Source organism: Acrocarpospora macrocephala (assembly GCF_009687865.1).
GTDB classification, from domain to species: Bacteria; Actinomycetota; Actinomycetes; order Streptosporangiales; family Streptosporangiaceae; genus Acrocarpospora; species Acrocarpospora macrocephala.
Genome location: NZ_BLAE01000026.1, coordinates 117688 through 138179, shown reverse-complemented (window position 1 = coordinate 138179; position 20492 = coordinate 117688). Strand labels below are relative to the sequence as shown.

Below are 20492 nucleotides of genomic sequence, written 5' to 3'. Positions count from 1 at the left end.
GGTGTCCCGATGGAGCTCCACACCTCAGCGCTCTGTACGTTGGGCGACATCGCCCCACTCATCCGCAACCATCCCGCCTCGCCCCCATCCGGCCCGATCGTCAAACCCCTCCCCCACGACCTGTTCATCGTGCACGGCACCAGCGCCGAGATGCGCTGGGAGGCCATGCGCGGCCAGGGCTACCACGTCCCCACCGAACGCTTCTTCGTCCGCAACCACACGGCCACGCCGATCATCGACGTACGGACCTGGCGGTTGCGCCTGCACGGCGACGCCCTGCGCGCCCCCCGCTCGTTCCGCTACGAGGACCTGCTCGCCCTCCCCGCCACCACCAGAGACGTGACGATCGAGTGCGCCGGCAACGGCCGCTCCTTCTTCGCCAGCCAGCAGGGCACCCCGGCCACCGGCACCCAGTGGCGGCTGGGCGGCATCGGGGTGGCCCGCTGGCGCGGCGTGAAACTGGCCACCCTCCTGGACCTGGCCGGGATCACAAAGGACGCGGTGCACGTGATGCCCGTCGGCCTGGACCAGGAATATGTGGAGAACGGCGTCAATCTCGGGCATGTACGGCGTCCGCTGCCGGTCGCCAAGGCGCTGGACGACGTACTCGTCGCGTACGAGATGAACGGCGAGCCGCTGCCACCCGATCACGGATTTCCCGCCCGGCTGGTAGTGCCCGGCTGGACCGGGGTGGCGTCGATCAAGTGGCTGGGCAGCATCGAGGTGGCCGCCCGGGAGCTGAGCTCGCCGTGGAGCACCGGCCTCTACCGGCTCGCGGACCGGCCGCTGACCACGCAGGTGGTGAAGAGCGCCTTCGAGCTGCCGTGGGAGGCCCGGTTGGAGGCCGGGCGCCAGCACATCCTGCACGGCAGGTCCTGGTCGGGGGCCGGGCACATCGTGCGGGTGGAGGTCAGCGTGGACGGCGGGCGCTCCTGGCAGCGGGCCCACACCCGCAAGCGGCTGGCGGCGGCCTGGGCGCCCTGGCACATCGCCTGGTGCCCGCCGGCGCCGGGACCGTACACGCTGCTGGCCAGGGCCACCGACGAGACCGGAGCGACCCAGCCGGTCCGTGCCGAATACAACCCCAACGGCTACCTTTTCGACGCCGTCGTCGAACATCCCGTCACCGCTGTATAGGCAAATGTCACTATCTGGGCAGTTTGAGAGCGAAAGAGCAGGTGAGCAGCCTCCGGGTGGTCTCGTCAATGACTGGCAAGGTCATGTCCATTGTCTGGCTGCTGACAGAATCTCCCGGAGACGTCGGGGAAATGCCCTGGTAACCGAACACGGCGAAGATGGTCACCCTGGGTAGAACCACCAGGGGTCAACAGGGGGAGGAAGCCCATGCGTCAGCTGACGGCGCTCGACGCGCAGTTTCTCAGCGGCGAGTCTGCCACCACGGCGGCGCATGTCGCGGGACTCGCCGTGCTGGATGGGGCCATCACCCGGGCGAGGCTGATCGAGCTGCTGCGGGAGCGCCTGCACCTGGCCCCGCCGCTGCGGATGCGGCTGGCCGATGTGCCGTTCGGGCTGGATCGGCCGTACTGGACGGAAGACCCGGACTTCGACGTGGCCGATCATGTGTACGAGTCGATCGTGCCGAGCGCGGACGAGCTGGCCGCGCACGTGGGGCGCATCCACGCCCGGCGGCTGGACCGGTCGCGGCCGCTGTGGGAGATGCACCTGATCCACGGCCTCGGTGAAGGCCGGGTGGCGCTCTACACCAAGGTGCACCACGCCGCCATCGACGGCGTCTCCGGCACGGAGATCATGAGCTCGTTCCTGGACCTCTCCCCCGAACCCCGCGAAGTCGAACCGGCCCCGCCCGCCACCCCGACCACCGCGCCCGACGTGCGGGACATGCTGGCCAACGCCGTCAACCGCGCGCTGTCCCAGCCGATGGCCTCGGTCCGCTCGCTGAGCAGGGCCGTCGCCGACCTGGACGCGATCCCGGTGCTCTCCGCCCTGCCGGGGGCGCGGCGCATCGCCCGCGCCGCCCGCTCGATGATGGGCGAGAAACCGGTCCCTGACCTGCCCTCGCTGGCGGCTCCGCGGACCCCGTTCAACGGCCCGGTGTCCAGCAGGCGGAGTTTCGCGTACGGCTCTGTCGCGCTCGCCGACCTCAAGTATGTGGCCAGGACCTTCGGGATGAGCGTCAACGACGTGGTCATGACGGTCTGCGCGTCGGCGTTGCGGGCCTGGCTGGAGGAGCGGGGTTCGCTGCCGGGCCAGCCGCTGGTCGCCGCCGTCCCGGTCTCGATCCGCTCGGGCCGTACGGGCGAGGGCCGCAACCAGATCTCGGCGATGATCACCCCGCTGGCCACCGACGTGGCCGACCTGAAGGACCGGCTGACGACGGTCCGGGCCACCATGAACGCCGCCAAACGGCGCTTCGCGGTCTCCCACACGACCTGGCTGAACGACCTCTGCTCGGCGCTGCCCGCGGTGCTGGCCCGGGCCACGCCCGCGGTCTTCCGGCTGGCCGGGCTGGTGACGCCCGGGGTGAACCTGATCGTCTCGAACGTGCCGGGGCCACAGGTGCCGCTGTATATGAGCGGGGCCCGGCTCCTCGCGTACTACCCCATGTCGGTCCTGACGGACATGACCGGCGGACTGAGCATCACCTGCCTGTCCTACGACGGCAACCTCGACTTCGGCGTGGTCGCCTGCCCGTCACGGGTGCCCGACGTGTGGCAGGTCATGGACCACATCCGCGAGGCGATGACCGAACTCGTCAAGCTCGCCGACGCCGACCACCTGGACCACGAAAGTGCCCCCGAACCGGGTGTGACCAGTCCGGGGGCACTCGTCGCCAACTAGCTAGGAGTGCCCCGAATACCCGCTACCGCATGCGGCTGATTATCTCCTCCGCGGCGGCTTCAGCCGAGGTGGCACCGGTGAAGGCGCTGATCGCAACTCGGCGATACGCGTCCAAGAACGTCGTCTGGAACTTCGGGGGCAGGTCGACGGCGAGGCTGCCACGATCGACGACCTCGCTGGCGACCTTGATCATGTCCTTCGTCGACGCACCTGTCTCGGGCGCGTCCTGGAGCTTGCCGCGGTACGCGGCCACCGTCGGAGCCCCGTTGTCGGCGGCGAACGCCTCGTTCGCGGACGCGTCGTTGATCCAGAAGTTGATGAACGCCATCGCCGAGGCGACGTTGTCGCAGGATTTCGGGATCGACAGTCCGTTGATCGGCAGGAGGTCGGTGGCCTTACCGTCGTCGGCGACCGGCAGCAACGTGTAACCCACGTCCGGCGCGAGGCCGTGCGATTTGAGCCCGTTCGCGATCGCGCCGAGAGCGTTGGCGGGGCGGGCGCTGGCGAACGCGACTCCCGCGGCCATCGCGCTGTCTTCGTGCGAGCCGGTGTAATCGGTGATGCGCTCGGCGGGGAGGACGACACCCTCGTCCATGAGCTCATGCCAGGTGGAGAACCACCCTGCGAGGTCCTCCGCGCGGAATGCCGGCTTGCCGGCTGTAAAGACCGGCCCCCGGCTGCCGAGGTAGGTGATGACCTCGACCGGCGTGTTGTAGGGGAAGTCCATCGCGAAGACGCCCTTCGGCAGTTTCTGCTGCGCCTGACGCATCCAGCTGAAGAACTCTCCCCAAGTCATGCTATTGCCGGGAATGTCGATGCCGTACTTGTCGGCCATCGCAGTGTTGTAGGCAATTACGGACGGCGCTATTCCGTACGGAGCCATGTACAGCGCTCCGTCGTCCGCGCGAAGGCTGTCGACGACGCCCTTGTCGACGGTGCTGAGGTCCAGGAGCTTGCTGTCGCTAAGGTCGAGGAAGAGGTCCTTGCTCGCGTAGTCGTTGAGGCCGAATGTCAGCATCTGCGTGACGCACGGCATATTGCCACCGGCCGCCTGGACGTTCAGGCGTTCGAAGTACTTCAGATAGTCGACGGGCTCGCCTTCGACCTTGACGGGGAACTTCTTCTGGAACAGATCAATCACCGCATTGGTGCGCGCGTTGCGCGATTCCGACCCCCACCAAGAGAATCGGATATTGCCGGCGACGTCGTCCGCGCTGACGCTGCTCGGCTCGGGATCGGACGAACCGCACGAGGCCAATAGGCCCGTGCTGAGCACCACGGCCGCGGCGGCGGCTGCGATGCGTATGGCTCTCACCTTCATGTTCTTACCTTTCGTATTGCTTCGGACTCACTTCAGCCCGGTAGTGGAAATGCCCTCGGTGATCAGTCGCTGGGCCACCGCGAAGAACGCGATGAGCGGCACCAAGGACAAGACCGACATGGCCAGGAGTCCACCGGTATTGGAGTTCCCGGTGGAATCCATGAACTGCCGGAGACCCAGCGGAACGGTGAAGCTGCCCGGGTCGTTCAAATAGAGCAGCGGGCCCAGGAAATCGTTCCAGCTATGGATAAAACAGAAGGCGGCCGTCGTCGCGAGAGCCGGAAAGCTCAACGGCACGATGATGCGGAAGAAGATTCCGAAGTGACCGCACCCGTCGATGCGGGCAGCTTCGTCCAGCGACGGAGAGATGCCGCGGATGAACTGCACCATCAGGAAGGTGTAAAAGGCATCGACCGCGAAATAGTGAGTAATGGTGAGCGGCCAATAAGTGTCGACCATCCCGAGCGTGTTGAACATGACGTACTGCGGCACGACGGTGACCTGCTTTGGCAGGAGTAGCGTACCGATCATGAGCGCGAACAGGACGCGACGGCCGGGAAAGTCGATGCGTGCGAAGGTGTAGGCCGCCAGCGAACACGACAGCAGCGTGCCGACGATGGACGCCAACGAGATCAGGGACGAGTTGACGAAGTACCTGCCGAAACCCGAACCGCCATCGCCCTGCCACCCTGCGCGATAGTTCTCGAGTGTCAGGCCTCCCGGCGAGCCGATGACGCCGCCGTCGGAGAACGACGCGAGCAGCAGGACCGCCAGCGGGTACAGGAGGAATATAAGGAGCAGGCAGATCAGGAGGTGGCGCGCGGCCTTGCCCGCACGCGGGCGCGGGTGGAACAGGGCTGCCGTCGTGGAGTAGCTAGTCTTCATAGTGGACCCACACTCTGGAACTGGCGAAGATCAGCGCTGTGATTCCAGCGAGGGCGAGCAGCATGAGCACGGCCATGGCGGACGCGTAACCCATGTTGAGATCCCTGAACGCCTGCTCGTAGAGATACAGGGCGAAGACCAGGGTCGAGTCGGCCGGGCCGCCCGTCCCGTTGGACACGATGTACGCGGGCGTGAAGGAGTGCAGCGCGTTGACCAGAACGGTCACCGCGTTGAAGAGAATGATGGGGCTGATCGCCGGCAGCGTGATGTGCCACAGCCTCCGCAACATCCCGGCACCGTCGATGCCGGCGGCTTCGTATCGTTCGGCCGGCACCTGCTTGAGCGCCGCGAGGAAGATGACCATCGTCGAGCCGAATGACCACACCGACAGCAAGATGATCGTCCAGATGGCGGTCCCCGGCTGGCCGATCCAGGCGACCGGTGACAGGCCCAACGGTGCCAGCAGGTCGTTGACGATGCCGTCGTACGCGAACAGCCGAACCCAGAGGATCGCCACCGCGACGCTGGCCGCGATGAGCGAGGGCAGGTAGAAGGCGGCCCGGTAGAAGCCGAACAAGGGGCTTCGGCGCGGCTTGCCGCCGGCCTTCGAAGAGCGCTGACGATCATTCACGAGCATCGCGACCAGGAAGGCGACCACCAGCGTCACCGGGACGCTCACGAACACATACAGCGCCGTCACGCCGATCGACTTCATGAACCGCGGATCGTCCGCCAGCATCTTCGCGTAGTTCGACAACCCGACGAACTCGGGCGCGCTCAGCAGCCCGTAGTCCGTGAGCGACAAGTACCCCGAGGCGATCAGCGGGCCGAGCGTGAACACGAGGAAGCCGATGGCCCACGGCGCCAGGAAGAGCGCGGCCATTCGCCGGTCCTGCCGAGATTTCGTACTCAGCCGCCTCCTACGGCTGCGGAGGGCTGGCACGGTCACGAGCCTGCTGAAGGTACGGGCAATCGTGTGACGATGTCACGCACGAGACGGATGTCGTCGGCGGCGATGTCGGCGGTCGAGCGGACAGCTACCTCCCCCGCGACGGCGTCACGGAAGTGGATCCACTCGTTCTTGAAACCGTCCTCGTAGCCGCGGTACGAACTCGCGAGCGTGCGGTCATTGTCGTTGACGGTCGAACGGGTGACGATCTCGGTGCCCGAGAAGGCCAGGAACGGGTTGCCGAAGCGAAGATCGACCTGGTCGTCGTCGCCGTATACCGAGAAGCGCTCGTCCCACCAGCCGTAGCTGGTCCCCAGCTGCAGGTCGACGTTGCACAGGGCGCCGTTCTCGAGCTCCAGCACCGCCTGCAGATGCTTCGGCCCGGTCGTGTGGGCGAAGAGCACCTGCCGGGGCATCCCGTAGCAGAAATTGAGCACGCTGAAGTCGTGCGACCCCAGCATGAGACCGGTCAGGTAGGTCTCGACGAAGGACGCGTGGGTCGCCGGCAAGGTCGCGGCGATCCGGCTGGCGACGTCCGGGTTCACTTGAGCCGCCTTCCCCGTCGCGGCGACAGTGGTGCGCACCGCCGCGCCGCCCACATCAGGAAGATCATCGACCCGGAAGATCGGACCGAAGTCACCCCGGACGCGCGCGAGGATGGCGCCGTAATCGTGGATCTCCACGGCACGAGGCGCGACGCCGCGCACCTTGTCGGCCAGCCAGAGGACGGCCGGATCGTGCAGTTTCTGATATCCCACCTGCAGGACCAGATCGGGATTCTCAGCGAGAACCGCCTTGATCTCCTCGGCTTCGCCGACCGTGAACGCCAGCGGCTTCTCGGTCATCACATGCTTGCCCGCCCGCAATGCGGCCAGGATGTCGGCGGCGTGGTCGTAACTGAGCACGCCGATCGCGTCAAGAGTGTCGTCCGCGAGCATCTCGGCGTACGACGTGTACCGGGTCGCGACGTTGTGGTAATCCGCCACCAACTGCAGGGTGCCGGCCGACAAGTCGCAAAGGGCGGCAAGCTCGATCCCGGCGATCTCGCGGATCGCCGGCAGATGACGAGACTGTGCGATGTAACCGCAACCCAGAATTCCTACACGCATGGTTTCTCTCTCAATCGTGGTAAGGAGGCAGTATCAGATGGCCGGAATGTGGATCTTCTCGCCGCCGCGCGAGGCGGACTCGTGCGCCAGAAGGCCCACTGACGTCCAGTTCGCGGCGACTAGGTGGTCGATCCGCGCGGGCCGCCCCTCGGCGATGCTGGAGACGAACTCGTGCGCCAGGTGGGGATGCGAGCCGCCGTGGCCGCTCCCCTGGATGAACGACAGATGTTCGTTCTCCTCGGAGTACACGCCGCTCGTCGTGAAGGGACGGATCTCCTCAGGGAGCATAGCGGCGAAGTCGGGCACCTCCACCGGCTGGGGAACGTCGTCGACATGCAGTACGTGGGCGCCCGCCTCGGTCGCCGCCCACCGGAACGACGCCTTACTGCCGAAGACGTCGAAGCTCTCGACGTACTCGTGTGAGGTGGCGAACAGTGCCCGGGACACCTCTGCCTTCACGTCGGAGTCCACGACATCGACCAGCGCGCTCTCCACGGCGAATGGGGATCCGTACCGGGCCATCAGCTCGTCGGAAATGCGCCCAGAGCCCACGCAGGTCACGCTCGCGGCAGGTTTGCCGAGCAGCGCGAGGACAGGGGAGACGGCGTGGGTGGCGTAATGCATTGGCGGGAGACCCTCCCAGTACGACGGCCACCCCGCCATATTCTGGAAATGCGAGCCGCGCATGAACTGGATACGTCCGAGCAGGCCCTCGTCGCGCAGGTGCTGGACGTAGAGGAACTCACGCGAGTAGACCACCGTCTCCATCATCATGTAGTTCTTGCCGGAGTCCTCGGCAGCCTGCGCGATCGCCACGCAGTCGTTGAGCGTCGACGCCATGGGGACGGTGCACGCGACGTGCTTTCCCGCGCGGAGCGCGAGCACTGACTGAGATGCATGATCGGGAATCGGCGTGTTGATGTGGATAGCGTCGATCGAAGGGTCCTCAACCATCGCTTCAAAGCTTGTGTAACGACCTGCGATGCCGAAATGATCAGCGACCTTTTCGAGTTTCGACTCCGTGCGCTGACAGAGTGCGACAAGTTCGACCGCCGGATGCGCCTGGTAGATCGGGATGAACTCCGCGCCGAAACCAAGCCCCGCGATAGCAATCCGTGTCTTTCGAGTCATGTTGTTGCCTCCTCATGGACGAGGCTAGGAGCGGGAATGTTCACCCACCATGCGAAATTTCGCATGGTGGCTTAGATTTCTCACATGCGCAGTTCGCAACCACGCCAGGTGGCGCTGATCATCGAGACGTCGAACCAGTACGCACGGGGCCTGCTGGAGGGCGTACGGCGATTCGTCGCGGTCCGACCCGACTGGTCGATGTACTTCGCCGAGCACAGCCGCCTCGAGATCGACTATTCGTGGCTCGAGGAGTGGGAAGGCGACGGGATACTGGCGCGGATAGAGAACCGCGAGTGCGTCGGCATCGTCCGCCGGCTGGGGTTGCCCACGGTAGACCTCAGCGCCGCCCGTTTGGCGCCGGAGCTTCCAGGCGTGGAGACAGATGACGCGTCGATCGCCTCCTGGGCGATCGACCACTTCGCGGAGCGCGGCCTGCGGAACTTCGCATTCTGCGGCGATCCACGCTTCGGCTGGTCACAGCACCGCGGCGCCTCGTACCGACGGCTCGTCCTCGAACGTGGGGCAACCCCTTTCGAGTACGCGATGACCCCCTCCGGAAGGTGCTCCATCGACCGGAGCCGCCTTGCCCAGTGGATCGCCTCGCTTCCGAAACCCGTCGGCGTGATGGCGTGCTACGACATCGCGGGCTTGGAGGTGCTCGAGGCCTGCAAGATCGCCAGGGTAGCCGTACCCGATGAAGTCGCGGTGCTCGGGGTCGACAACGACGAATTGATCGGAAACCTCAGCTCACCCCCACTCTCGAGCATCGAGCCGGACGCACGAGGCGCGGGCTTTCTCGCCGCGCGCCTGCTCGACGAGATGATGGACGGAGCCGAGGTACCGCCAGAGCAACAACTCCTCAAACCCTTGCGTGTCGTGACACGCCAGTCGTCAGACGTCCTGTCGGTCGAGGATGTCCTCGTCGCACGCTCGCTACGCTTTATCCGGCAGCACGCCCACGAAAACATCTCCACCGACACGGTCCGCCGGCACGTCGGCTTGTCGAGGGGCGCTCTGGATCGACGCTTCCTGAACACCATCGGCAGGACGACCCATGCCGAGATCACACGCGCCCGCATGACCCGGGTCACCGAGTTGCTGTCAAGCACCGACCTCACCCTGCAGCAGATCTCGGACCGCCTCGATTTCACGCACGTCGAGTACCTCAGCGTCGCCTTCAAGCGCCACACCGGAAAGACACCCTCCGAGTATCGACGCCTTGCGAAATGACTCGCTAGCCAGCAGGTGCGCAGAACCTCGACCTGCGGCGGCCCGGCGCATGCTTTAGCTGGTGTGCTCTCCGGCAAAGCCCAGGTGGGCGGCAAGCCGTGCTTCGAGTTCGTCCATGCTGTCTCCCTCAATCAGCGACGAACTCTTCGCCTGTCGTGAAGTCGTCCGGAGTATCAGCTTCTGGGTTATCGGGCAGTTCGGAGCGCCGGTACTGCGGGTGGTCTTTGTCCATCTTCTGGGCGGCGTGCAGGTGCACGCAGTAGCGGGTGCGGTTAGACCAGGTCAGTGGCTGGTGGCAGAGTCTGGCTGTCATCCGGGCGAGTGGTTGCGGTGGAACATCGTCCCTGAGCGGGATCACATAGATCTCGGTGGCGGTCATCGCGTACCAGTTCGCCGCGACCTCGTTCTTGCGTAGCTGTCCTTCGATGTTTGAACCATGGTCGGCGGTCCACCGGGTGTTCTTCTTGCCCAGCCGTCCGGTCTTGGCACCGTCGAACTGGGGTGGGACCGTGACCAGAAGCCAGGCCGGGTGACCGAAGTCGGTTTCGATCCGGAACAAGCTGGTGGCAGTGTCCTTCTTGTCTATCTCCTCTTCCTCGTCGATCCAGGTTGCCCCGAAGGGTCGGGGCGTCTCTTCGGTGTCCTTGTTGAGTCGGATCACCGCGATCGGCTGGTACCTGGGTTTCAGCGTGTGTCCAGGGAGCCAGGTCGTGCCGGGCTTGCCTGCCTCCCCCTGCTTGTTGTTATGCAGGCCATCCCACAAGCGGCGGGTGGCCGTCCCGTCGACGGTGACGGTGTAGGGGATGCCATCGAGGTAGCGGGCGAGATCGTTGAGGGCTTGATCGATAGTGCTCGCGACGACTTTGTAGCCTCTGTTGTCGTCGAGAAGTTCGGTCAACTTCCCATCGGGATAGTCCCGGGCGTGAAAAGCGGTTTGGGCTTGGCCGTAGGGCTGCCAGCGCCGGTCGGTGTAGCTCCAACCATGCAGCGTCCAGGCATCGCCTGTCGTAGCGGGCGGCTTGAGGACTGTGGCGGTGATGCAGATCTTCGCAGCCCTCTCGCCGCGACGTTTGCTCTGGCGGCGGACATGGATCGCGCAATGTGCGACCCCGTCGGCTGGGAACGGTCCGATAGCGTCGACCATGACGTTGTCGATGCGCCGGTCGATGATGCCCAGGCTCCGGCTTAGGTCCAACTGCGCGTATATTGCCGGATGGTCCGGGCCTGTTGCGCGCCTGTTGGCATCTTTCATGAACTGAGAGGCGACTCCGAGGTCAGCGAGCGTGCGGCGGCTGCGGTGCTTGGCGTCCTCGTTCTCACTTGGCTTGCCGTTCGAAGCCTGCGGTACGGAGGCGTCCTGCAGCTCGGTGTTCGGCTCTTGCCCACCTTCTTCTGGATCTTCCTCGTCGTCCTGGCCATCCCACTCCGTCTCGGCCCAGACACCGACTAGCGTGCCGGGCGTCTTCTTCAAGGAGGTGATGTCGGCGAGGTCGGCTTCCCGTCCGGAGTCAGGCCCATGCTTGAGGAAGGTCGGTACCTCGTGGAAGACGACGCTGACCGTGTCGGGGAGTAACGGGATCGGCACCCCTTCGGCGGGGTCGATCTGCGCTGGGTCGAGACCATAGGCCTTACAGAGGCCTCTGATCATGCGTTGCCGGTTCTCGTCCTTGTACCACAGGCAGACCAAGCGCAGGTGGCTGTATCCCATGGTGCGCAGCGAGCGGGCCACCTCGTCGGGGGTGGAGAGGATGTCTGCCTGCTTGCGCTGCTTCATTTGGACGGTATCGATGACGACGCGGGGGCTGATCGCGGCGTCGTCGAACACTTCACGGAAGTGCCGGTCGAGTTCACGTTCGAAGAACAGGCCGACGCCGGTTCCGATCGGGAACTTGAAGCGTTTTCCTTGGATTGGCCGGATGCGCCCTAGGGGTCCCCCCGGCGCGTACCAGCGATCTTCGCCTTTCTCCTCCGCTTCTTGCCTTGCGTTTTCCTCTTGGTCGACCCGGTCTTGGATGCCCTGAAGAATTGAATGATCAACTTTGAGTTTGGCGAGGGTCTCCAAGGTCAACCGGTGGATCGTCCGGATGCGTCCGCGGCCGGCCATCTCGACTGCGATGATCGGGAGTTCGGGGTCGGCTTGCTCGACCAGGGCAGTCCTGGCATAGGCCATGCCGCTCTGGATGCGGGTGGCGGCCGCAGACAGCAGGATGACCGGGTCGGAAATGTTTGGCAGGGTCTTCATGAGCATGCGGCAGCGGGCGAGGGAGTGCGCGGTCCCGGTCTTGTCCGACCAGGGGTGATCCCAGGCGATGAAGCCGCCGTGGCTGTCTGGCCGCAAGGTGATCTCCTTGCCGTCGACCTCCCACACATGTCGGCTCAACTCGCGAGCCAGGTCCCAGGTCGCACAGCGGTATACCCAAGGCCATGCGTCCGGTTGCCTGTGTTCGGTCTTGCGGAGGTAGTCGGCCAGCAACCGCGACTGCTGGGGAGTCTCGGCGATGCGGGTTGCGAGGCTGCTGGGATCACGCAGGTCGATGGCGTCGATATGGTATCCGGCTGCCAGCCTGGTCAACAGGGTGAAGGTGTCGCATAAGAGGTCGTCGTCTATGGGTTCGCGGGTGACGAGGTAGCCGCGGTCGGTGTCGAGGTGGGCGTATCCGCCGGTCATGAAGCGCAGTGCGTTCGTGGCGATGGAGTAGGGGGCTTGTGCCTCCTCGTTGTTCATTCGAGTCCGGTAGTCGCGGTCCAGCATGCGCCACATGGACAGGACACCCTTGTCGAATTCGCGGAGGTAGACGGCGGCGTCCCCGAGCAGCCGAGGGGTGCATCGATAGGCCAGCATGTCCAGGTGCCGACGGAGTTTCGCGGGCATATGCTTTTGCTCTCCTTGGGGAAGCCAGGGACAGGGTGCAGCGGTTATTCGTCGCTGATATCGATGCCGGCATAGGCGAGGAAGGCGGCCAGCGCCTCGCGGTAAATCGCGTTCATTTGGCGGCGTATTTCAGGATGCCAGCCGTCGTACATGCGTCGCAGGATGTTGGCGAGATCGGATTGCCAGGAGTCTTCGTGGAAGGCGTAGTCGACGAGGTGCAGGGTCATGTCGGTGCCGCCTCGCCGTGCTCGCCCGGCGAGTTGGATCATGTCGACGATCATGCCTGCGACGATCTCCTCCTGGAGTTCGGGACGGGCGGCGACGAATCCGGGCGCCGACCGCATGATGATCCCTAGGCGTTCCCAGGCGGCCTGCCGTGCATCCGCCAGGGCTGTGATCGGGTCCTCGCTGGGCTGGAGTGGCAGTGCCCGCAGTCCGGCGGCGTTGACACTGGCGTACATCTCGGGAGGATCGGTGAGCAGGGCCAGCGGTCGAGTGCATAGGTAGACCGGAGTGATCGCTGACTTGGTGCCGATGACGATATTCAAGCCACGTGCGATCCGTGCCATCGGCACGATGAGGATCTTGCCGCGTGTGGGGAAGGTCTCGAACTCATCCGGGATTAGTTCCACGATCCCTGGGGGCAGCGGGACGATACGTCGTAGCTGCTCACGTCGCCCTGCGTCGGCTGGCACAGCCACGCAGAGACCGTCGGTGAACCGGCCGGCGTTGTGAATGCCGGTGGCCAGATACCGGCAGTGCTCATAGGAGTTCACAACTACGGCGGCATGGGCCCGGTCGGGATCATTGCGCTTGATCCGGCTGAGTTCGTCATGGATGACGGTGTCGTACAGCCGCTCGCCGAGGGCGATTAGCGCTTGGCGTTTGAGGGCTTGCGGGATGCCGGAGATCTGGATGGCTCGGTTGGTGACCGCGTCGGTGATCATGTGGCGTTCCGCGCGGATGCTGTCAGGCGCGGCGTCGGTCATCCACCACTTGACCTCGGTGTGGACGTGCTCGCGGACTGCTTGGGGGAAGTAGGCGGTGGCCGACAGGCCCATGACGGGGCGCTCTACTCCGGCCAGGGCGAGGGCTAGGATGCTGCCCAACTGGGCGGTGTAGGTGTGTGGGTCGCCGGTGATGCACTGCGCCGTGAGTTCGGCGTTCTTGCCGGGGTCGTCCAGGCCGGTGACGCGGTATCCGATGATTGCTCCGCCGAGCATCCCGTACGGCAGGATGTTCCTGCCGATTTTCGATTCGAGTCGTTCAGCGAGTTCACGGGCTGATTGCATTCCGACCGAGCGCAGTTGTGCGGTCTTGGCGCGCAGGAGAGCCAGGGCCTCGTCAAGTTCGCTCAGCCAGGTCCGTACGAGCAGGAGCTCGATTGCCTCGCTGCGTTCGTGCGGGTCGGTGACGATCTTCGTCAGCGCTTCGTCCAGGTCCAATTTCACCTGAGTGAGCAGATCTTCGCCGCGCGGTGCCAGGACCTTTTCCAGGAGATCTCTGACCTTACTCAGGTGGACGCACAGTTGAACTCCCTTGCTGTCGCGAGGCCGAGCGTCTGCGCTGGAGCCGGGCTGTACGGGATGAAGCGCATTGAGCTTGTCAAACAGTTCCCTGGGGATCTCCTGGTCGTTGGTGATGCCTGCATCGGGGAACAGGAGCTTGATCAGCCTGCGGTCACGGCCTCCGGCCAGGTGCCAGCCGGTGGTGTTCACTCCTTGCCGGTCTCGGGCGGGGCCGCTTCCCTCGTAATGACGAAGATGGATGTCGTCGGTGCAGATCCCCGCCAGAAGGAACTCCGCGAGGTAGCGGGCGTGACTGATCGTCGGGCAGAGGTCTTTGACCGCCTCAACAGGCAGGCGGGACTTCTCCTCATCCAACTGACGGAGAGGCACGGTGCGCCGGTGCCGGGAGTCCAGGACGATTTCGCTGGCGCACTGTCCGACGGCGACGGACTGGAACTGGTCGACTTCGTCGATCATGACTATGTGGGAGCGGCGCAGCACCAGTTCGGCGACACTCATGTCGGCGACCAGACGCCCCTCCAGAACGACGCCCAGGGGAAAATTCCCCATCATCAGATTGTGGTGGTTGGTCACCAGGACGGAGGCGGTGATGGCCTGCCGGTGTTGCTCGAATTTGCCGCAGGTCGTTGCCATCCACGGGCAGGTGCGGTTTCCCTTGCCCGGTGGAGGGGTGATCAGCTGTCGGCAGGTCTCCTCTCCGGGCAGGTAGGCGTGGCTGATCTGGGTGAGCGGCTTGAGAGCACACCCGTAGGACAGCTGGTCGATTTTCCAGCGTGACTTGGCTGATTGTTGGAGGAGCGATCCTTCGATTCGGCCGGCGGCTTTCATCGCCCGGTCGTGCAGCCCGAATGGAGACATCAAAGGGGTGCACGTCGGTGGGCTTGGCAGATTGTGATGTTTGCTCAGGTACTGCAGGTCCTCGTGAATGTCCCAGGCGGTGCTGAGGGTGGCGTCCACGGTCGGCAGCACGATCGTGATGGTCATGCCGTTGAGCGCGAACCAGGAGGCGGCGACTCGAACGAACACGCTCTTGCCGGTTCCGGTGGGGGCGTTCAGGATTTCCATCGGTCCCGCCAGCAGACGGATCGCTTCGCTGGCCTTGATGCTGTCCTTGGTGTTCAGCTCCCGGGTCAGATCGGTGAGGACTTGTTGCAGGTACCGCTGTTCAGCCGGGTAGCGCAGATCGATCTCACCGGCCACGTCCAGCAGTTCGGGGACCTTGATGGTGATGTCCGGCTGGTAGGGGACAGTAATGACTTCCAGTGGCTGCCCGACGGCATCGGTGTCGAAGTCGGGGATGATGACTTTGCCTTGAACCAGGCCGTGGCCGGTGACGTATCGGGTGCCGGTCAGCCATTCGCCCGGGGTAGCGGGCTTGACCGGGCGTCGTCGCCGATGGTCTTTGCCGAGCCGATCCAAGGTTCGGTCCACGTAGGCAAGCAGAGACCCGCCGACCATGGGAACTGCGGCCGTTGCCTTCCCCGGGTTGTCGCCCGCCAGCCGGAACGGCCATGGTGCGGATCTCTGATCGTTTCCGATCAGTAACTTGCGGGCCCTGACGCCGAACACCGGGCTCTTGGAGAGGTCATCTGGAGCCAGGGCGAGAACGGCCGCAATTCGCTGTTTCTCCTCCTGGGCCAGTCCTCGCCAGCGAGACCATTTGTCGTAGTGGCCGCTCAGCAGGAACGCGGCGTACTTGAACGACCCGAGCAAGGCGCCATCTTCGTCGTGGTCAGGGAAGTAATGTGCGGTCAGGGCCAGTGCGGCGCAGATCGCGCCGTCGTTCTTCGACAACGTCGTCATACCCATGACAGGCCTGCCTTCCCGCAGATTTTGGCGCCGAGGTCACCGGCCGTGGCCACGTTCAGGCCGTACTCGCCACAGACCCGGGTGAGCAGCGGCAGACTCGATGCGCGGTAGTCGGGAACAGCAAGCCAGTCGGCACCGCCGGCATCGCCCTCATCGGCTTGGATCTTCTGTGCCAGCAAAATCGGGTGGCTGTAATCCTTGAGGTCGATGCGGAACGTTGTCTTGTGCCGGCCGCTGCCGACCTCAACGAGCAAATCGTAGGCATCCAGGTCAGGCCACAGTTCCGGTTTGAGACCGCGGGCCTTGAGCGCTTCGTACATGGCGACCTCAACGAGGCCGGGTACGGTGGTCCATCGCCACACACCGCGGGTCAGCGCCACGTGATCCTTGACGGGAGTGGCCTCGGGGATCGCGGCCCGCACCTGCGGGAATAGCACCGCGTCGTTGCCCGACGGTAACGACGGGGCCGAGGACGCTGGCTTGAGTTCCGGTGCCGCCCCGGTGTCGGAGATCTTGAAGTGGTACTTGGCGCCGAAGGTGCGATGCGGGCGGTGGAAGCACTCGGCGATTCCGGTCTTGGTCCCGCGTGCTTGTTGCACGGAGATCTTCATCGGCCAGCGACAGATCGGGCAGCCGAACCACCAGCGGTCGTAGGTGGCGGCATACGCGATGGGCTGGTAGAACACAGCGACGCTGCTCGGCAGTGGCAGTTTGCGTACCGTACCGACCGGGCCAGCAGGCATGTCGATCAGGGCTTTACGCCCGCTGACGTAGACGGACTGGTCCTGGGGCTTCTTGAGACCGGTGTAGGCCCGTTCCTGGTCCATCTCCGCCTCAAGGTCATCGCTGCTCGCCTGCTGGCCGCCCCGCGTCATCCGCGCCATCGTTCGCAGCACGAGGCGCTGTTCCTGCTCTAAGTCATACAGGTCGTCGTCGAACTGCCCGTCCGGGGTGATCAGGTGAACGCCCTGCATCTCCTCGGCGGGCACGTCCTCCGGCAGCAGCAGTGCCAGGTCTTGGGTGAGGAGGTCGCGGAAGTCTGAGAAGCTCAGAGGGTTGAAAGGGCCACGCGCCGCAAGGATCTGGCCGTGGGCCTCCATCAAGGTGCCCAGTCTTCTATCAGGCGGGCGGTCGTTGTCGGTGAGCGCCTGGGCGGCCATGGCGGCGGCAGTCATCACCATGTGCCGGACGCCCGCCGTGCTTACGAGAGAACGCGGGTCATTCACCCGAGGGACACTAGCCGGGTGCGGTGACATTTTGAGATGAGCGCGAACGCTCAGCGATTATTGATCATGGATCTGTTGTCAGCTCAGTTACGTCGACATGCGGATACAGCGTCCGGTAGGTATCCAGGTACTGCTTGAGATGCTGACGGCCCGCCTCAGTGAGATGCCAGCGGTATTCCTTGACGTAGGAGTCGCCCGCGACCTCCTCGCGCACCGAAATGGCGTTGACATAGCCACGGCTGGGGATACCGCTGGGCCGGAACCCGACGCCGAGAAAGAACCTGGACTTGCCCCACAGCCCGGCCTCCGCCAAACCCTCGGCCCCGGCTGTGGCGACCTTCACCAGGTTCTGCCACAACCACTCGGACAGCAGTTGCCTTGGCGCCCGGATGGGCCCGCTCTCCCCTAGACCAGCTCGGGCGCATGCCCGGCCGGACCTGGTCAGTTCGACCAGTACCCGGGTAACAAACCCGAGCGGGAAGACCTCCGCCTCGTCTTCGCTCAACTCGATCAGGCCGCGTCGGGCAAGAGCGGCCAGGCTCGCACCGGCTCCCGGGTCGTGCTGCCCCTGTTCACGCAGTCGGATCTGGATCGCGGTGTACCCGGTGAGAGCTGGGTCGGCTTTGATGGTGAACGGCAGCTTCCGCCACACAGCAGCCCCACCCGGATCGCGACCGGCTGCGTGCTCCTGCTTGGCATGGGCCTCGGCTTCCTGGTCTTCCCGATAGCAGGCGATCAAGTAGGCCTGCTGCCGATCGTTCAGTCCTTTCCAATCCTGAAGGGCTTTCTCCGTAGGCAGTACCGGCTGCTTGGCTCCTGTTGCATCTGCCTGCTCTTCCCGCAGGAGGTGCACCTGCTGCGGGAAGATGCGCAACCAGGACCGGCGAACGGTCCCCACTGGCACTCCGTACAGCCCCGCCAATTCCTTTATGACCTGCTTGAGGACCTGGGAATCGACCCATGCCTGCACCACTTTGCCGGACTCCGCCGCCTGCAGCTTCCACACTGTCACCCCAGGCAAGATTCTCGACAACAGGCGCGCGGCCTGCGCCCTGTCCAAGCCAGCGAATCGTCGCAAGTCGGTAAGCGACTCTTCGCCTCTCGGCACCCCTGCCAGGGTCTGTGGCGTCGTTCCCAGGACTTCGGCCAGCTTCTTCAACCGCGCCGGTGACGGCGAGTGATACCCCTGCTCGTAGTAGATGATCTGCCGCTTCGAGACACCTACGGCTGTGGCCAGCCTGGACACGCTCATCCCCGCGCCTGTCCGGTGGAGGGACAGGACGCCGGGTGCAAACGGCTCCAGCTGTCGAGACACATGGTCATTATAAACTTCACCGGCGAACAAACCAGCCGCTTTCGCTTATCAGTTCGATTCCCTTGTGAGGGCCCGGCAAACCAGAGCCCTGCCCAGCCCTGCGCGCTCAACGCCTGTGGCCACGGAACCCGGACGTGGAACGCGTGCCGGACATTCGAGCTCGTCTGGCTACGCCAAGTCAGCGCCAGTGCCTCCACTGACCCCATCGGGGCAGCACCGCCACCTGCGGTCGCATCGTCGACTCTCATGGTCAGGGACCGCTTCCGGGCTGAAGACACGATCTGATCGGCAATTTGAGGCTGCTGTTAATTTCGGCCGTCCCAAATGACGGTTCTCCGTTGAACCCAACGGTCCGCTACCGAATAAGAAGCGCAGCGGCCGTGCTCGAGACGACCGATCTCGTCCTATTTGAACCACGGCTTTCCTTGGCCAAATTGCCTGCCCACTCCGGAGCAGTTCGGCATGATAAGCGAGGTCGGAGCCGAATATCGGCTGCGGGGGCGTCTGCGCTGCGGGATCCTGTGGGCCGTGATGCCAGGTGTCGGTAGCGCCGGTGATTGCCGTACCGCAGATTTGCCGAGAGGACGGGATGAACGATCTAACGAGACTGAGCGATGTGGCGCAGTTGGATCCGAACATCACCCCAGCGCAACTGTCCGACCGGTACGGAGGGGACGATGACTCGTTCAGCCTGCTAGCTGTAGCCGAAGCCGTCCTTAACCGCGTCCCCTCCGGGGTGTCGTTGTGGTTGTCCTCACCTGAGGTGTGCATGGCTTGGGAGGAGATCTTGGCCGTGCAGGAGGGCAATCACCAGTTGTCGTGGTGGTGCAAGATGGTCGAGTTGGGAATCGAGCACTCCGACACCCTCCGCGCCGACAGGCGTCTAGCCCGAATCCGGCAGCGCCGCGCCGAAGCCCACCTGATCATGACATGGCTGGACAGTCCTTCATCGGGCACGTCCGCGCAGACGAGCGCGTTACGGCGGCTTTTGGATGCCCACGCCGAGGAAGCCGAATTGCTGATCGCCAAGCTACTCCGGTCCAGCGGCATCGATATCTCCGAACGCCTCACTCCCGACATCGAAAGGCTCCTTGATCTGGACGACCAGAAGTTCCGGGATCTTGTAGCCCGCGACGTCCAACGCCGTGTCGACACAGCCAGCCTCGGACATCCGGCAGTGCTAAATCGCTGGTACGAGGCGTTGGTCGAGCTAGGTACACAGACGTTCGCCGGGATTGGTTTAGACGCCGTCGATCAGCATCTCAAGTACTGGTTTGCTGTCCCCGACCGGCACCTGATCCAGGCTCGGCACGAAGCTCCGATTGATGAGTGGGTTCCCAAGCTCACCTTCCTCACTCATCTGCGGGCCCGGTTGATGGAACGTAACCGCCTGCACCGCCATCACAATCAGCGCAGCACTCGCGAGGTCATGATGCCTGTCGAGCGCCAACTGATGGAAACCCATTACATCGAATACGCCCGATACCGGTGTGAGGAAGCCGACGGACCAACTGTGGCAATCCCGCGGCCTCCGCACCCAGCCGCGTTCGACGAACATGCCGCTGCCCTGGACCGAAATGACTGGGACGTGAAATGGATCTTCGACGGCCGACGCATCTGGCTGGATGCCTGGGGCAGCGACCGGTGGCACGAGGACGGCCGTCTCATCGTGACCTCCTCCCGCAGTCGTGCGGGGAAGTCGGCCTGGAAGTGGGCCAAACCGAACTATGTGTTCTTCAGCCGCCGCCACCGCCGATACGTTCTGCTCACGGGCAGCGCCGCATTCGCCGACCTCGCCGAGAGCAACCCCAAGAGCGCCCCTCACCCCCTGTTCAAGAGCATCATGCCCCACGACCGCGAACGCTTGGAGACGTTTATTCCGCCCGACGGATTCCGATGGCGTCACCCCTATCCGCCTGGGTTAACCGACCTCACCCAGCCGATCCCGATGACCAAGCCTGTGTAGGATACCTCCCTGTCGGTATGGGTTAAGGATTCCGGACAGCTCCCGACTAGGGTTGGGGCGACCGCAAAATGTAGGAGTTTGCACGGCTCAAAGGGTCCGGTATTCGCGGGAATTCAAGGACGAGCCGTCCGCCTGATGCTGGACTGCGATCATCCGGTGACTCATGTGGCCAGACACTCGGTGACCATGATCGGGCGTGGAATTGCTCGGTCAGTCACCCCTGGCCTTATCGTCTGTGCCGCTGAAATGCTGCCTGTCCGGATCGATTTCTCCGAGATCACCTCAGCGCCGGGCACAATGCAGCAGAAATGATGCACGAATCCGGGACAA

The 20492-nt window shown here is 64.4% G+C and carries 13 protein-coding genes; 4 read left to right on the top strand and 9 right to left on the bottom strand.

What is annotated here, in order from left to right; translation table 11 throughout:
• The first annotated feature begins 9 nt into the window (after positions 1-9).
• Positions 10-1137 carry a sulfite oxidase gene (locus Amac_RS23175; RefSeq protein ID WP_155356483.1) on the top strand — a complete coding sequence of 376 codons (1128 nt, stop codon included), beginning with the start codon at positions 10-12 and terminating at the stop codon, positions 1135-1137.
• Between the two features lie 207 nt (positions 1138-1344).
• Entirely contained in the window at positions 1345-2820 is a 1476-nt protein-coding gene (locus tag Amac_RS23170; protein ID WP_155356482.1) for a WS/DGAT/MGAT family O-acyltransferase, read from the top strand.
• 22 nt (positions 2821-2842) lie between these two features.
• On the opposite strand, the gene Amac_RS23165 is transcribed toward Amac_RS23170, so the two are convergent.
• The 5 genes from Amac_RS23165 to Amac_RS23145 all read right to left on the bottom strand — a co-directional run bounded on the left by Amac_RS23165 (position 2843) and on the right by Amac_RS23145 (position 8215).
• A complete protein-coding gene (locus Amac_RS23165) occupies positions 2843-4141 on the bottom strand; it encodes an ABC transporter substrate-binding protein (protein ID WP_155356481.1) in 1299 nt (432 codons plus the stop codon).
• Positions 4142-4168: 27 nt separating this feature from the next.
• Positions 4169-5026: a carbohydrate ABC transporter permease gene (locus Amac_RS23160; RefSeq protein ID WP_155356480.1), complete on the bottom strand. Its 858-nt coding sequence runs from the start codon at positions 5024-5026 to the stop codon at positions 4169-4171.
• Positions 5016-5909 (bottom strand): carbohydrate ABC transporter permease, encoded by an 894-nt coding sequence (locus Amac_RS23155; RefSeq protein ID WP_155356479.1) that lies wholly within the window; start codon positions 5907-5909, stop codon positions 5016-5018. Before Amac_RS23155 ends, Amac_RS23160 begins: the two co-directional genes overlap by 11 nt.
• 62 nt (positions 5910-5971) lie before the next feature.
• A complete protein-coding gene (locus tag Amac_RS23150; RefSeq protein ID WP_155356478.1) occupies positions 5972-7084 on the bottom strand; it encodes a Gfo/Idh/MocA family oxidoreductase in 1113 nt (370 codons plus the stop codon).
• A gap of 33 nt (positions 7085-7117) precedes the next feature.
• Complete coding sequence (locus tag Amac_RS23145; protein WP_155356477.1) at positions 7118-8215, bottom strand: Gfo/Idh/MocA family protein; 1098 nt, start codon at positions 8213-8215, stop codon at positions 7118-7120.
• 84 nt (positions 8216-8299) lie between these two features.
• On the opposite strand from Amac_RS23145, the gene Amac_RS23140 reads away from it, so the two are divergent.
• Positions 8300-9445, top strand: a complete 1146-nt coding sequence (locus Amac_RS23140) for an AraC family transcriptional regulator (RefSeq protein ID WP_155356476.1) — start codon at positions 8300-8302, stop codon at positions 9443-9445.
• A gap of 127 nt (positions 9446-9572) precedes the next feature.
• On the opposite strand, the gene Amac_RS23135 is transcribed toward Amac_RS23140, so the two are convergent.
• The 4 genes from Amac_RS23135 to Amac_RS23120 all read right to left on the bottom strand — a co-directional run bounded on the left by Amac_RS23135 (position 9573) and on the right by Amac_RS23120 (position 18196).
• Entirely contained in the window at positions 9573-12317 is a 2745-nt protein-coding gene (locus Amac_RS23135) for an RNaseH domain-containing protein (RefSeq protein ID WP_155356475.1), read from the bottom strand.
• A gap of 44 nt (positions 12318-12361) precedes the next feature.
• Positions 12362-15649, bottom strand: a complete 3288-nt coding sequence (locus Amac_RS23130) for a hypothetical protein (RefSeq protein WP_218041236.1) — start codon at positions 15647-15649, stop codon at positions 12362-12364.
• Positions 15646-16881, bottom strand: coding sequence for a restriction endonuclease-related protein (locus tag Amac_RS23125; protein ID WP_218041235.1), 1236 nt, complete (start codon positions 16879-16881; stop codon positions 15646-15648). The genes Amac_RS23130 and Amac_RS23125 overlap by 4 nt, the downstream gene beginning before the upstream one ends.
• A gap of 64 nt (positions 16882-16945) precedes the next feature.
• On the bottom strand, positions 16946-18196 hold the full coding sequence (locus Amac_RS23120; RefSeq protein ID WP_155356472.1) for a helix-turn-helix domain-containing protein: 1251 nt from the start codon (positions 18194-18196) through the stop codon (positions 16946-16948).
• Between the two features lie 616 nt (positions 18197-18812).
• Between Amac_RS23120 and Amac_RS23115 the strand changes: the two genes are divergently transcribed.
• Positions 18813-20162, top strand: a complete 1350-nt coding sequence (locus tag Amac_RS23115) for a hypothetical protein (RefSeq protein WP_155356471.1) — start codon at positions 18813-18815, stop codon at positions 20160-20162.
• The last annotated feature ends 330 nt before the right edge of the window (positions 20163-20492 follow it).

Excerpts from the sequence above, each read along its gene's own strand:
- Amac_RS23175 (WP_155356483.1), top strand. The coding sequence starts at position 10 with ATGGAGCTCCACACCTCAGCGCTCTGTACGTTGGGCGACATCGCCCCA.
- Amac_RS23170 (WP_155356482.1), top strand. The coding sequence starts at position 1,345 with ATGCGTCAGCTGACGGCGCTCGACGCGCAGTTTCTCAGCGGCGAGTCT.
- Amac_RS23165 (WP_155356481.1), bottom strand. The coding sequence starts at position 4,141 with ATGAAGGTGAGAGCCATACGCATCGCAGCCGCCGCCGCGGCCGTGGTG.
- Amac_RS23160 (WP_155356480.1), bottom strand. The coding sequence starts at position 5,026 with ATGAAGACTAGCTACTCCACGACGGCAGCCCTGTTCCACCCGCGCCCG.
- Amac_RS23155 (WP_155356479.1), bottom strand. The coding sequence starts at position 5,909 with ATGGCCGCGCTCTTCCTGGCGCCGTGGGCCATCGGCTTCCTCGTGTTC.
- Amac_RS23150 (WP_155356478.1), bottom strand. The coding sequence starts at position 7,084 with ATGCGTGTAGGAATTCTGGGTTGCGGTTACATCGCACAGTCTCGTCAT.
- Amac_RS23145 (WP_155356477.1), bottom strand. The coding sequence starts at position 8,215 with ATGACTCGAAAGACACGGATTGCTATCGCGGGGCTTGGTTTCGGCGCG.
- Amac_RS23140 (WP_155356476.1), top strand. The coding sequence starts at position 8,300 with ATGCGCAGTTCGCAACCACGCCAGGTGGCGCTGATCATCGAGACGTCG.
- Amac_RS23135 (WP_155356475.1), bottom strand. The coding sequence starts at position 12,317 with ATGCCCGCGAAACTCCGTCGGCACCTGGACATGCTGGCCTATCGATGC.
- Amac_RS23130 (WP_218041236.1), bottom strand. The coding sequence starts at position 15,649 with ATGACGACGTTGTCGAAGAACGACGGCGCGATCTGCGCCGCACTGGCC.